The sequence below is a fragment of the Hymenobacter siberiensis genome, from assembly GCF_018967865.2.
GTDB lineage: Bacteria > Bacteroidota > Bacteroidia > Cytophagales > Hymenobacteraceae > Hymenobacter > Hymenobacter siberiensis.
Genome location: NZ_JAHLZY020000001.1, coordinates 1,965,253 through 1,979,020, shown reverse-complemented (window position 1 = coordinate 1,979,020; position 13,768 = coordinate 1,965,253). Strand labels below are relative to the sequence as shown.

At 63.2% G+C, this 13,768-nt stretch carries 9 protein-coding genes; 5 read left to right on the top strand and 4 right to left on the bottom strand.

What is annotated here, in order from left to right:
* Nucleotides 1-8 precede the first annotated feature (8 nt).
* Both mqo and KQ659_RS08775 read left to right on the top strand, forming a co-directional pair.
* Complete coding sequence (mqo, locus tag KQ659_RS08780; protein ID WP_216689130.1) at nucleotides 9-1,514, top strand: malate dehydrogenase (quinone); 1,506 nt, start codon at nucleotides 9-11, stop codon at nucleotides 1,512-1,514.
* Nucleotides 1,515-1,652: 138 nt separating this feature from the next.
* A complete protein-coding gene (locus tag KQ659_RS08775; protein WP_216689131.1) occupies nucleotides 1,653-4,982 on the top strand; it encodes a S41 family peptidase in 3,330 nt (1,109 codons plus the stop codon).
* 202 nt (nucleotides 4,983-5,184) lie between these two features.
* Here KQ659_RS08775 and KQ659_RS08770 read toward each other — a convergent pair whose 3' ends face one another.
* Nucleotides 5,185-5,925, bottom strand: a complete 741-nt coding sequence (locus KQ659_RS08770; protein WP_216689132.1) for an SDR family oxidoreductase — start codon at nucleotides 5,923-5,925, stop codon at nucleotides 5,185-5,187.
* Nucleotides 5,926-6,059: 134 nt separating this feature from the next.
* Here KQ659_RS08770 and KQ659_RS08765 point away from each other — a divergent pair, with 134 nt between their 5' ends.
* Nucleotides 6,060-6,611: a GNAT family N-acetyltransferase gene (locus KQ659_RS08765; RefSeq protein WP_216689133.1), complete on the top strand. Its 552-nt coding sequence runs from the start codon at nucleotides 6,060-6,062 to the stop codon at nucleotides 6,609-6,611.
* Between the two features lie 100 nt (nucleotides 6,612-6,711).
* On the opposite strand, the gene KQ659_RS08760 is transcribed toward KQ659_RS08765, so the two are convergent.
* The gene (locus tag KQ659_RS08760; RefSeq protein ID WP_216689134.1) at nucleotides 6,712-7,581 is read right to left on the bottom strand and encodes an SDR family oxidoreductase; all 870 of its coding nucleotides are present in this window, start codon (nucleotides 7,579-7,581) and stop codon (nucleotides 6,712-6,714) included.
* A gap of 227 nt (nucleotides 7,582-7,808) precedes the next feature.
* Between KQ659_RS08760 and pncA the strand changes: the two genes are divergently transcribed.
* Nucleotides 7,809-8,429, top strand: a complete 621-nt coding sequence (pncA, locus tag KQ659_RS08755) for a bifunctional nicotinamidase/pyrazinamidase (RefSeq protein ID WP_216689135.1) — start codon at nucleotides 7,809-7,811, stop codon at nucleotides 8,427-8,429.
* 34 nt (nucleotides 8,430-8,463) lie between these two features.
* On the opposite strand, the gene KQ659_RS08750 is transcribed toward pncA, so the two are convergent.
* On the bottom strand, nucleotides 8,464-9,294 hold the full coding sequence (locus KQ659_RS08750; protein WP_216689136.1) for a phosphatase PAP2 family protein: 831 nt from the start codon (nucleotides 9,292-9,294) through the stop codon (nucleotides 8,464-8,466).
* 346 nt (nucleotides 9,295-9,640) lie between these two features.
* Here KQ659_RS08750 and KQ659_RS21455 point away from each other — a divergent pair, with 346 nt between their 5' ends.
* Nucleotides 9,641-10,921, top strand: coding sequence for a zinc dependent phospholipase C family protein (locus tag KQ659_RS21455; protein ID WP_216689137.1), 1,281 nt, complete (start codon nucleotides 9,641-9,643; stop codon nucleotides 10,919-10,921).
* Between the two features lie 163 nt (nucleotides 10,922-11,084).
* On the opposite strand, the gene KQ659_RS08735 is transcribed toward KQ659_RS21455, so the two are convergent.
* Complete coding sequence (locus KQ659_RS08735) at nucleotides 11,085-13,724, bottom strand: MGH1-like glycoside hydrolase domain-containing protein (protein WP_216689138.1); 2,640 nt, start codon at nucleotides 13,722-13,724, stop codon at nucleotides 11,085-11,087.
* Nucleotides 13,725-13,768: the final 44 nt, after the last annotated feature.

Here is a 13,768-nt window from a genome sequence, read left to right as displayed (position 1 = left end):
TTTTCGCTATGACCCCAGCTATTTCCAACCCTGCCAAACCCGTTTCCGACGTCATCCTTATTGGCGCGGGCATTATGAGCGCCACGCTTGGCGTGCTGCTTAAGGCCCTAGACCCCAGCCTGACCATCTCGGTCTTCGAGCGCCTCGACGCCGTGGGCGCCGAGAGCTCCGACGCCTGGAACAACGCCGGCACCGGCCACTCGGCCTTCTGCGAGCTGAACTACACGCCCGAGCGGCCCGATGGCTCCATCGACATCAACAAGGCCGACAAAATTGCTGAGCAGTTTGAACTGAGCAAGCAGTTCTGGTCGACGCTGGTACTGGAAGGGCAGCTGCCCGACCCCACGGCGTTCGTCCACACCATCCCGCACATGAGCTTCGTGTGGGGTGCCGGCAACGTGGAATACCTGCGCAAGCGGCACGCCGCGCTGCTGTACTCGCCCCTGTTTCAGGGCATGGAATTCAGCACCGACCCGGCCCAGATTGCCCAGTGGATTCCGCTGGTGATGGACGGGCGCGACCCGGCCACGCCCGTGGCCGCCACGCGCATGGCCATTGGCACCGACGTGAACTTTGGGGCCCTCACCCGAGCGCTGTTTGATTATTTGAAGGGGCAGCCAGGCGTGGAGTTTCATTTAGGCCACGAGATTGAGGATTTTCGGCAAAAGGACGACGGTATCTGGCGGTTGAAAGTCAATTACCTGGGGCTCGATGTGAGCCGCATCGAGCGCGCGCGCTTCGTGTTTATCGGGGCCGGCGGGGGCTCGCTGCCGCTGCTTGAAAAGTCGGGCATTCCGGAGGCAAATGGCTTCGGCGGCTTCCCCGTGAGTGGGCAGTGGCTGAAGTGCCAGAACCCGGACATAATTGCCCGGCACGAGGCCAAAGTGTATGGCAAGCCGGCAGTGGGCTCGCCGCCCATGTCGATGCCCCACCTCGACACGCGCCAGATAAACGGCCGCAAAGAGCTGCTGTTCGGCCCCTACGCCGGCTTCAGCACCAAGTTTTTGAAGCAGGGCTCGTACACCGACTTGTTCAAATCCATCGAGCTGGGCAACATCCGGCCGCTGCTTTATGCCGGGGCGCGCAACCTGGGCCTCACCAAATACCTCATCGGCCAGGTGCTGCAAACGCCCCGGGAGCGCACCGCCGCCCTACGCGAGTATTACCCCAAAGCCAACCCCGCCGACTGGCAGCTCGAAGTGGCCGGCCAGCGCGTACAGGTCATCAAAAAGGACAAGAAAGAAGGCGGAGTGCTCGAATTCGGCACCGAGATGGTGACGGCCGCCGATGGCTCCATCGCCGCGCTGCTGGGCGCTTCGCCGGGGGCCAGCACGGCCGTGGCCATCATGCTGGAGCTGGTGCAGAAGTGCTTCCCCGCCCGCGCCGCCTCGCCCGAATGGCAGGCCCGGTTCCGGCAGCTGGTACCTTCCTTCGGCCAGAAGCTGGCCGATAACCCAGCGCTGGCCGCCGCCGTGCGCAAGCATAGCCGCGCGGTGCTGCGGCTGGAGGCGTAAAGCGCTTTCCTAAACGATAATAAAAAGGCGGTCATGCAGAGCGCAGCGAAGCATGACTGTTCGATTTTCATCCAATTTATCCCATCGAAAGTCCCAAAATTCGGCTAGCTTTGCGCAACACCTCAATTCTGCGCAAACATGCTGAAAACCTACTTCTTCGCGCCACTGCTGCTGCTGGCCGGCGCGGCCCAAGCCCAAACCCCACCCCCCGAAACCCTGCTGCTGCGCGAGCCGGCCCTGAGCCGCGACAAGCTGTCCTTCAGCTACGCCGGCGACATCTGGCTGGCCAACCGCGACGGCTCGAATCCGCAGCGCCTGACTGTGGGCGCGGGTGTGGAAACCAACCCCCACTTCTCACCCGATGGCCAGTTCATTGCCTTCACCGGCGACTACGACCGCAACGCCGACGTGTACGTGGTAGCAGTGAGCGGCGGGCAGCCGCGCCGCCTGACGTGGCACCCCTCGGCCGAGGTGGTGCGCGACTGGACGCCCGACGGGCAGCGCATCCTCTTCAGCAGCTCGCAGGAAGCCTATGCGCGCTCGTTGCAGCTCTTCACCGTGCCGATGAGCGGGGGGCTGCCCACCCGCCTACCCCTGCTGATGGGTGAGAAGGGCAGCTACTCGCCCGATGGCAAAACCTTGGCCCACACGCATATTACCAACCCCACCACTACCTGGAAGCACTACCGCGGCGGCCAGACCGGCCCCATCTGGCTGACGGATTTGCAGACGCTAGCCACCGAGGAGATTCCGCACGAGAACGCCACCGACACCAGCCCGCTGTGGCTGGGCGGCAAGGTCTATTTCCTGAGTGACCGCGCCCGTACCAACAACGTGTTCGTATATGACCCGGCCACCAAAAAAGTGGAGCAGCTGACCCGCCACACCGATTATGACGTGAAAGCGCTGAGCGGCAACGGCACCGATTTGGTGTATGAGCAGGCCGGCCGGCTGCACCTAATGAATACCGGCTCGGGCCAGACGACCGACCTCAGAATCAGTATCTCGCCCGAGGTGCTGGCCCTGCGGCCGCAGTACCGCAGCGTGGCCGGCATGCTGCACGGGGCAGCCATCTCCCCCACAGGCGTGCGCGCCGTGGTGGAGGCGCGCGGCGATGTGTTCACCGTGCCGGCCAAAAAAGGCGAAAGCCGCAACCTGACCCATTCCGATACCTCGCACGAGCGCTACCCGGCCTGGGCCCCCGACGGCGCGCACATCGCCTACCTGTCCGACGCTTCAGGCGAGTACCAGCTGATGGTGCAGGACCAGCGCGGGCTGAAACCGGCGCAGGCGTATTCGCTGGGGCCGAACTCCTTCTACTTCCGCCCCCTGTGGTCGCCGGACAGCAAGAAAATTGCCTACACCGACAAGAAGCTGAACCTATGGTATCTCGACCTGGCTTCGAAGAAAACCACCCGCGTGGCCGCCGATACCTACGGCCCGCTGTTGGGCGAGCCGGCCCTCGACCCGGCCTGGTCGCCCGACGGGCAGTGGCTGGCCTACGCCCAGCAGATGCCCAACCACATGCGTACCGTGAGGATGTACCACCTGCCCAGCGGCCGCCGCGTGGCCGTGAGCGACGGCCGCAGCGACGCCACCGCGCCCGCCTTCAGCCGCGACGGCAAGTACCTGTTTTTTACGGCCAGCAACGACGTGGCCCTGCGCGCTACCTGGCTGGACATGTCGTCGTATGACCGCAACAGCAAGCGCACGCTGTATGTGGCCGTGCTCAACCGCCGCGACACTTCGCCCTTCGCCCCGCAGAGCGACGAGGAAAAAGCGGCCATCAGCAAGCCCGACTCGATTATTGTGGGCAAGCCGGTGGGCAACCGCCCCGCGCCCAAAGTGGCCGTGAAGGATTTGAAGCCGCGCAAGCCCGTTGCCACCGCCAAAATCGTAATTGATACCGTGGGCCTGGGGCAGCGCATTCTGGCCCTGCCCGGCTCGGTGGTGGGTGAGCTCAGCAACGTGCAGGTGGCCGACGGCGACAAAATATTCTACCTGGAGCAGGTGCCCGCCAGCGTGGCCGCCGGCCCCGATGCCACGCCTACTGCCCCCACCCACCGCCTGCACCGCTACGATTTGAAAGAGCGCAAAAGCGAGCTGTACCTGGCCGAAGTGAACGACTACGCCGTGAGCGCCGACGGTAAGAAGCTGCTCTACATGGCGCCGCACGATGCCTACGGCATTGTGGAAGCGGCCGGCAAACCAGTGGCCAACGACGGCAAAATGGCGCTGACGAGCCTCGACGCCTACGTGGACCCGCGCCACGAATGGGCCCAGATGTTCGACGAAGTGTGGCGCCTGGAGCGCGACTACTTCTACGACCCCGGCATGCACGGGCTCGACTGGGCCGCCACCAAAAAGAAGTACGCCGGCTTTCTGCCCTACGTGGCGCACCGGGCCGACCTCAACTACCTATTTGCCGAGATGATAGGCGAGATGGTGGTGGGCCACAACTACGTAAGCGGCGGCGACATGCCCAGCCTCACGGCCAACCCCGTGGGTCTGCTCGGGGCCGACTACGAGGTAGTGGACGGGGTTTACCGCTTCAAAAAGGTATTCAACGGCGAGAGCTTCAACCCCAGCCTGCGCGCGCCCCTCACCGGCCCCGGCGTGGGCGTGCGGGCCGGCGACTACCTGCTGGCCGTGAACAACCGCCCACTGCGCGGCACCGACAACGTGTATAGCTTCTTCGAGAACACCGTGGGCAAGCAGATTACCCTGCTGGTGAACGATAAGCCCGGCCCCAAAGGAGCCCGCGAGGTAACCGTGGTGCCCGTGGCCAGCGAAGCCACCCTACGCCGCATTGCCTGGGTCGAGGATAACCGCCGCACCGTAGACCGGCTCACGGGTGGCAAGGTGGCCTACGTGTACCTGCCCAACACCGGAGCCGAAGGCTACGAGTTTTTCAACCGCTACTATTTCAGCCAGCTCGATAAGCAGGCCGTAATTGTGGACGAGCGGTTCAATGGCGGCGGCTTCGTGGCCGACTACATTTTGGACCTGCTCAACCGGCCCCTGCTCAGCTACTGGGCCCCGCGGGAGGGCCGGCCGTTTACCTCGCCGGGCTCGTCCATCTACGGACCCAAGGTGATGCTGGTGAACGAGTTTGCTGGCTCCGGTGGCGATGCGCTGCCGGCGTTTTTCCGGCAGCGCGGGCTGGGCACGGTCATCGGCAAGCGCACCTGGGGCGGCCTGGTGGGTATTTCTGGCTACCCGCCGCTCATCGACGGCGGCAGCGTAACCTCGCCCAGCTTTGCCGTGTACAGCCCCGATGGCAAGTGGGAAATTGAGAACGAAGGCGTGGCCCCCGACATCGAAGTAGACGTGCGCCCCGCCGACACCCAGAACGGTGCCGACCCGCAGCTGGCCAAAGCCATTGAGGTGATTTTGCAGGACCTGGCCAAGCAGCCGGCCAAGTCGCAGGGCATTCCGGCGCAGTACCCGCTGCGCGGCCGGGAGTAACCAACTGTCATGCTGAACGCAGTGAAGCATCTGAGTAAAGCAAAGCGTCCGGAACTTATCCAGGCACTTTACTCAGATGCTTCACTGCGTTCAGCATAAGGAGTTGTTTAGAAAGTCACAAAGGTCCCCGAACGGTCATGCTGCGCTGCGCTCTGCATGACCGTTCGGGGATTTTCTAAACAACTCCTAATAGTAGAAATGCCTACCGGTTATTCATCGCCCGAAACTGCTCGTCCAGCTCGGCCCGCGAGGCCAGGCGCGACTTTTCGGAGCTGCCGTAGCCCACTTCCTGCTCGCCGGCCGCCAGCCGCGCCATTACGGAATCGGCAAAGTCATCAACCGGCACGCCAAAGGTGTGCAGACCAGGACCACCGAGGTCAGTATTCACAGCTGGCGGCACAATTTCGAGCACCGCAATGCCCGTGGGCACCAGCTGGTGGCGCAGCGAGAGCGTGAACGAGTGCAATGCCGCCTTGGTGGCGCTGTAGATGGGCACGAACGCCGCCGGCGCAAACGACAGCCCCGACGTGACGTTGACAATGGCCGCGCCCGGCTGCTGGCGCAGGTGCGGCACCAGCAGCATAGCCAAATGAATGGGCGCTTCCACGTTGATAACCAGCTCTTGGCGGCGGGTTTCCCAGTCGGCCGCGGCATCATCGGCCAGCTGAATGCGGTTCTGGATGCCGGCGTTGTTCACCAGCACGTTGAGGGCGGGGTATTCGGTGGTGGCCCAGCGCACCAGCTCGGTGCGCTCGGCGGCGGTGGCAATGTCGCCCTGGCGCGTAATCAGGCCGGGGTAGCGCTGCTGGGCTTCGGCCAGCTTATCGGCCCGGCGGCCCACGATAATGACGGTGCTGCCGGCCTGCAGAAAACGGATGGCCAGTGCCAAGCCAATGCCCGAGGCCCCGCCGGTGAGCAGGATGGTGTTGGTGGCTAAGTTCATGGAGAAAAATAGAGGGTTTGAGAAGCAGGCGGCTAACAAGCCAGCCGCCCGGTTGGTTAGCAAAGCACCCCCGCGGGGCCTTATCTTGCGGGCTTATTGCCGGGCTTATCGGCCCGGTGCGTCTCTTTTTTTATATGATTATACTGGAACCCTTCAGGTCCGACGATTTCGCTCAGCTCATGGAATGGGTCGACGACGAGCGGCTGATGAAAGAGTGGAGCGGCTCGATGTTCTCCTTCCCTCTTACCGAGGCCGGCCTGAGCTGGTACATCGAAGGCTCCAATGATATGAATGACCCCAACGTCTTCATCTACAAAGCAGTGGATTCGAAAACCAGCGTCACCGTCGGGCACATCTCACTGGGCGGCATCAGCGAGCGCGACCGGGCCGGGCGCATCACCCGCGTGCTGGTGGGCAACACGACCGAGCGCCGCCGGGGCATCTGCCAGGCCATGGTGAAGGCCATGCTGCGCCTCGGGTTCGAGGACCTGAAATTGCACCGCATCAGCCTGGGCGTCTACGATTTCAACCACGCGGCCATCAACTGCTACCTCAAGTGCGGCTTCCAGGAGGAGGGCCGCATGCGCGACGTGGTGCGCCACGGCGACGGCTACTGGACGCTCATCGAAATGGGCATTCTGGAGGATGAGTGGCGGGCGCTGTACCCGGCAATTCATGCCGTTTAGTAGTTACCCGAACAGGGCGTTTTCATTCCGACGAAGGAGAAATCTGAGGGTGGAATTTACCCAGATTCCTCCTTCGTCGGAATGACAAGCCTGCGGTGTCCTAATCCAGCAATTTCACCCCCGTGAGCACCTCGCTCAGCGCCCAGAGCCGCTGGGCATTTTCGGGCGTATTGAAGGAGCTTTTCACGGGCTCGGCCTTTTTCTTGTCGAAATAGCCACCGCTGACGGTGCCCACCTCGGGCGCGGAGGCCAGGAAAATGCTGGTTTCGGCCCCTTTTTCCACCGAAATCATGAAGGGCCGACCCAGCTGCGTGAGAAAGCCCATCAGCCCACCCGAACTGTTGCCGAAGCCGCTGGCCACCACGCCGGGATGCAGCACGTTGGTGGTAATGTTGGCAATGCCATGGGTGCGCAGGCGGCGGGCCAGCTCCTGCGTGAACATGATGTTGTAGAGCTTGGTGTTGGCGTACACGCGCAAGCCGCCGTAGCCGCTGGCCGACTGAAAGTCAGCCAAATCCGGCCGGGCAATGCGGTACGCTTCGGAGGCTACGTTGACCACGCGGGCGGCGGGGCTGGCCTTGAGCTTATCGAAGAGCAGGGCCGTGAGCAGGAACGGGCCGAGGTGGTTGGTGGCCACCCCCAGCTCGTTGCCATCGGGCGAGAGCTGGCGCTCGGCCCCGAAAATCAGCCCGGCGTTATTCACCAGCACGTCGAGGCGCGGGTAGCGGGCATTGAACTCGGCAGCGGCGCGGCGCACCTGGTCGAGGTCGGCGAGGTCGGCGAGCAGGATGTCGACATGGTTGTGGCCGGCGGCGGCTTTAATTTCCTGCTGAGTATCGGCTGCTTTTTCGGCGCTGCGGGCCAGAATGACGATGTGAGCACCCTTTTTGGCCAGCTCAGTGGCCGTGACTTTGCCGATGCCGGAGGTAGCTCCGGTGACGAGGATTATCTGATTTTGAAGGTCGGGCATGAGGGATGAGCGTAGGTTTGTTCTGGGGTAAACGTAACTCCGGCCAGAATGCTTGGTTTATTTCCGGTCGCAATCAAAAAGAACGTCATGCCGAGCGCAGCCGAGGCATCTCGCGTGAGTCGTTGAACGACCCCAAATAACCCCGAGCGAGATGCCTCGGCTCCGCTCGGCATGACGTTCTTTTGTGCCCTTCCCTATTCAAACCACATTGCCCATCTCCCCTACCCATGAAAGTCCTCCTGCTCATCGATATTCAAAACGATTTCCTGCCCGGCGGCCGGCTGGCCGTGCCCGAGGGCGACGCCATTATACCGCTGGCGAATGCGTTGCAAGCGCATTTCGACCTGGTGGTGGCCACCCAGGACTGGCACCCGGCCAGCCACGAGAGCTTCGCCAGCAACCACGCCGGCCGCAGCCAGTTCGAGCAGATTGACTTGCACGGCCTACCGCAGGTGCTCTGGCCCGACCACTGCACCCAGGCCAGCAACGGCGCGGCCCTGGCCCCCGCGCTGCATACGGAACGCATCGAAGCCATCTTCCGCAAGGGCATGAACCCGGAAATTGACAGCTATAGCGCATTTTTTGACAATGGCCACCGCAAAAGCACCGGCCTGGCCGACTACCTGCGCGGCCGGGGCGTGACCGAAGTTTTCGTGGCCGGCCTGGCCGCCGACTATTGTGTGTACTACTCGGCCCTCGACGCGCTGGCCGCCGGCTTTGCCACCACCGTCGTCACCGATGCTACCCGCGCTATCTCGGCCGAGGGCTGGGCAGCAGCGCAGGCCGATTTGCAAGCAAAAGGAGCTTGCCTTATGGCGAGCCCGGTCCTGCTATCAGCCGCAGTTTAAGTAAGCGCTGCTATAAAGCTAGCAGTAGTTTAAGCTACAGCCGCTTGCTCAGCAGCATGCCCGAATACGCATAGCCGTTGGCATTCAGCCCCTGCAAGGGCATCAATGACAGGCCGCGGCGGCCGGCCACTTTGTGCAGCTGCGGCACTACCACGCCCATGGTTGCGCCCACGGCGTAGCCCACGAGGTTGTCGGTGAGGAAGTGCTTGCCGGCTTCGATGCGGAAGTAGGCCACGGCGACGGGTATTACGGCCGCCGCGCCCCACACGAAGGGCTCGCCGGCGTAGCCGGGATTGAAATCGTGCATGACTTTGGCGGCGAAGAAGGTGGCCGTGGCTGTGTGGCCGGTGTGCCCGGCGAAGAAGGAATTGGTGGCGATTTTGCCCGAGCGCCCACCGCCGCCCTCGGTGCCGTAGAGATAGGGCCGGTAGCGATAGATATTGCCCACCGAGGTAGTGAACAGGGCATCGGTGGCCAGCATTGTTTCGATATACAGGCCTACTACCTGGCCGTAGTGGCCGCGCACGTTGTCGTTGAGGGCCAGCAGGGCGGGCGCGATGACCAGCGTGGGGTAGCAGAGCAAGTCGCTGGCGGTCTGGGCGCGGTCGCTGTACCAGCCAGCCGAGAAGCGGTCGATTTTTGGAATATCGTTTTTGTTGAGCGCGGCCAACTCGGCATCGCTCAGGCCGCTTTTCTGCTGCACGCGGTAGAGACCGAAAGCGCTGGTCGCGCCCAGCCCCAGGATGATGGGGCCATCGATGGCGAAGTGGGTGTGATAGGGCGAAGCTGAGTGCTGCGCCTGGGCGACGGGGGCGGCACCGGTAAGCAGGGAGCCCACAAGAGCGAGCGCGGGAAAAAATTTCATAGGTAAATAATTGGGTAACTGCGGTTACGCAGGCAACTTTTGCGTCAGGTGGTTTAACTCGTTTTTAGTTACTGGTTTCTCGTTGCTGGTCCCCGTCTTAAAAACGGCTCAAACGCGTTAAACCAGCAACAGCAACACATACCGCAGAAAGCCCTGCGTAACCGCAACTGGGTAATATGGCCCAAAACGAAATTCTGCGCCCTGGGTTTCGGGGTGGTGATGGTCGCGAAAGGCTGGGGCTGCTTCCCTGCGCCTTTGGCACCGGCCCGAACGGCGCCGGGCCTTTGCAACGGCCGGACGGCTTTTCCCGTTGCCACGAAGGCGCTTGCTCTGCACCAACTTTCTTATGATTTTTCGCTTATTCCTTCTATTGCTGCTGGCCGCGCCTTTGGCCCCTGCCGCCGCCTATGCCGTGCTCACCCATCAGGCCGTCATCGACTCGACCTGGGACAAAACTCTGGTGCCGCTGCTGCGCCACCACTACCCCGGGGCCACCACCGAGCAGCTCGAAGAGGCCAAAAGCTACGCCTACGGCGGCTCCATTTTGCAGGATATGGGCTACTACCCGCTGGGCTCCACGCTCTTCACCAACCTCATGCACTACGTGCGGTCCGGCGACTTTGTGCGCAACCTGCTGGGCCAGGCCCACAACCGCAACGAGTATGCCTACGCCCTGGGCGCGCTGGCCCACTACGCCACCGACAATGTGGGCCACCCCGAGGGCACCAACCAGATTATGCCCACCGTGTACCCCGATTTGCGGGCGCAGTTCGGACCGGTCGTCACCTACGAGCAGGCCACCAAGCGCCACACCGAGCTGGAATTTTCGTTTGATGTGGTGCAGGTGGCCGCCGGACGCTACCGCAGCCAGGAGTACCACAAATTCATCGGCTTCCGGGTGAGCAACCCGGTGCTGGAGCGCGCTTTTCAACAAACCTACGGGCTGGAGCTGGGGCAGGTAATTCTGAACGTGGATGTGAGCATTGCCACCTTTCGCTTCGCCGTAAACCAGCTGCTGCCGGCCACGGCCCGCGCCGCCTGGCACAGCCAACGCAAGGCAATCAGGAAGATGAGTCCCCAGGCCCGGCGGCGCGACTATCGCTACAAGGCCAGCCCCCGGGCGTTTCGCAAGGAATTTGGTGATGGGTATGAGCGGCCCGGCTTCGGGGCGCGGGTAATGGCCTTCTTCATCAACCTGCTGCCCAAAATAGGCCCGCTGAAAACCTATGCCTTCAAGCTGCCCGATGCGGCGGGCGAGGCGAAGTTCCGCGCCAGCTACCGGGCGGTGCTGGTGCGCTTCGCCACGCTGGTGCGCGAGCAGCCCACCGACACCGCCCGCACCCGGCCCCTGCCCGACACCAACCTCGACACCGGCAAACCCACCCGCCCCATCACTTACGCCTTGGCCGACCAAACGTACAACGAGCTGCTACGCGAGCTGCACAAGCGTAAGTTCGAGCACCTCACCCCCGCCCTGCGCCAGGCCCTGCTGGCCTACTACGCCAAGGGGGTACCCACCCCAACTCAGGAAACCAAGCACGGCGACGCCAAAACCGAACGCAAGGTGGAGAAAAAGCGGCCGGAAACGGAGGAGGCATTGGCGGCGCTGCGGGCCTTGCCGCAGTAGCACAAGCAGAAACGAGCCGGGAAATGTCATGCTCATCTGGCGTCCGCGTAGCGGCAGCATCTCTGCCGCGTAAGCAATTATTCAAGTACTTAGTGCTTTTACGCAGCCGCTGCGGCTGCGCGGACGCCAGATGAGCATGACGTTCTGATTTAGCTTCCCCAATCTACCCGCCCGCCTTTTCCAGCAGACGCACGACCAAGCCGGTCCAGCCGGTTTGGTGGCTGGCGCCGAGGCCGTGGCCGTCGTCGCCGTGGAAGTACTCGTGAAAGAGCAGGTTGTCGCGAAAGTGCGGGTCGGTCTGGTGGATTTCGGTATCGCCCAGGGCGGGGCGGCGGCCGTTCTCATCCTTGAGAAACAGGCGGGCGAGGCGGGCTGAAAGCGCATCGGCCACCTGCGCCAGCGTGTGCAGCTGGCCCGAGCCGGTGGGGCACTCAATGGTAAACGCATCGCCGTAGTAGCTATGGTAGCGCTGCAGCGACTCGATGATGAGGCAGTTGACGGGTAACCACACCGGCCCGCGCCAGTTGGAGTTGCCGCCAAACATGTCCGACTCAGCCTCGCCGGCCACGTAAGTCACGGAGAAGCTGTCGGCCTCGCCCATGTGGTAATAGTACGGGTTGTCGAGGTGGTAACGCGAGAGCGAGCGGATGCCGAATTCGGAGAGGAATTCGGTTTCATCCAACATGCGGGTAAGCACGCTGCGCAGGCGGCTTTGGCGCATGAGGCCCATAAGGTGGCGCGCGCCCTGGCCGGGCTCCTGCCAGCGGCTCACCAGCTCGGCCAGGCGCGGGCGACGCTGGATGAGGGCCAGGGCGCGGGCGTGGAACTCGGGCACGGTAGCCAGCAGCTCATCGTCAATTACCTCTATGGCAAACAGCGGGATGAGGCCCACCATGGAGCGGATGCGCAGGCGGGTGCGCGAGTCGTCGGGGGCGTGCAGGACGTCGTAGTAGAACTGGTCTTCTTCGTCCCAGAGATTGAAGTGGCCGCCGCCGCCGCGGGTCATGGCTTCGGCGATGTACAGGAAATGCTCGAAGAACTTGCTGGCCATTTCCTGGTACACGGGCGTGGTTTGGGCCAGCTCCAGGGCCATGCGCATGAGGTTGAGGGCGAACATGGCCATCCAGCTGGTGCCGTCGCTCTGCTCGATTTTGCCGCCGGTGGGCAATGGTGACGAGCGGTCGAAAACCCCAATATTGTCCATACCCAGGAAGCCGCCCTCGAAGATGTTGCGCTCGTCGCGGTCCTTGCGGTTCACCCACCAGGTGAAAGTCATCACCAGCTTCTGGAACACGGCTTCGAGGAAGGCGGTGTCGCCCCGGCCCTCGTGCAGTTTGCGGTCCATCTGGTACACGCGCCAGGTGGCCCAGGCGTGCACGGGCGCGTTCACGTCGCTGAAATGCCACTCGTAGGCGGGCATCTGGCCGTTGGGGTGCAGGTAGCCATCCTGGCAGAGCAGGCGGAGCTGCTGCTTGGCGAAGTCGGCGTCCACCATGGCCAGCGGCAGGCAGTGAAAGGCGAGGTCCCAGGCCGCGTACCAGGGGTATTCCCACTTGTCGGGCATCGAGACGATGTCGGCGTTGTGCAGGTGCCGCCAGGCGGCGTTGCGACCGGTGAGGCGCTCGGGCGGCGGCACGGGGCGGCCAGGGTCGCCGTCGAGCCACTGGCTCACATCGTAGTAATAATATTGCTTGCTCCAGAGCATGCCGGCGAAGGCCTGGCGCTGCACGTTGCGGGCGTCGGCATTGCGGAGGCCCTCCTGAATGCAGTCGTAGAACTCGTCGGCCTCGGCGCGGCGGGTGGCGAAAAGGGGGTCGAAATCGGCAAACGGCGCTTCGTGCGTGGGCTGGCTGAGGCGCAGGCGCAGCACGCGGGCTTCGCCGGCCGGAATGTTGAACTGGTAGCGGGCGGCGGCCTTGGTGCCGGTTTCGGCGGGGTTCACGGCCGTGGCCTGGCCCTGTACGATGTACTCATTGATGCCGTCTTTGAAGTAGCGGCCGGCCTTGTTTTTCTTCTCGCGCTTCTTGCCAAAGAGCGTGGGGCTGGTTTCGTTTTCGCAGAACAGCAGCTCCTCGGCGCGGTCGCAATACAGCTGATAGCGACCCAGGTCGCGGTGCTCGGCTTCCATCGCAGCGGCCTGGGTACGACGGATTTCGGGCCGGTGGTCGTCGTAGCCCAGCGTCCAGGTATTGCGAAACCAGAGCTGCGGCAGCACCGTGAGCGGCGCGGCCTCGGGACCCCGGTTGTGGATGGTGAGCTGAATGAGCACGTCCTGGGGGCCCGCTTTGGCATACTCAATGAACACGTCGAAGTAGCGGCTTTCGGCGAAAACACCGGTGTCGAGCAGCTCGAATTCGGGCTCCTGGCGGGTGCGGGCGGCATTTTCATCCCGCAGCTCATCGTAAGGGAAAGCAGCCTGCGGGTACTTGTACAGCATCCGCATGTAGGAGTGCGTGGGGGTGCTGTCGAGGTAGTAGTAGTGCTCCTTCACGTCCTCGCCGTGGTTGCCCTGGCCGTTAGTGAGGCCGAAGAGGCGCTCCTTCAGCTGGTTATCGACCCCGTTCCAGAGGCCGATACCGAAGCACAGCCGCTGCTGGTCGTCGCTGATGCCGCCGAGGCCTTCCTCACCCCAGCGGTAGGCGTAGGCGCGCGCCATGTCGTGGGTGATGTAGTTCCAGGCGTCGCCGTTGGCGCTGTAGTCTTCGCGCACAGTACCCCACTGGCGCTCGGTGAGATAGGGGCCAAATTGTTTCCAGTCGGTGGTTTTGGCGCGGGCTTCGAGGAGGCGGATTTGTTCTTGCATACAGGGACGGACGCGAGCGGGGCCGGGCGCGACAAACGCGGCGC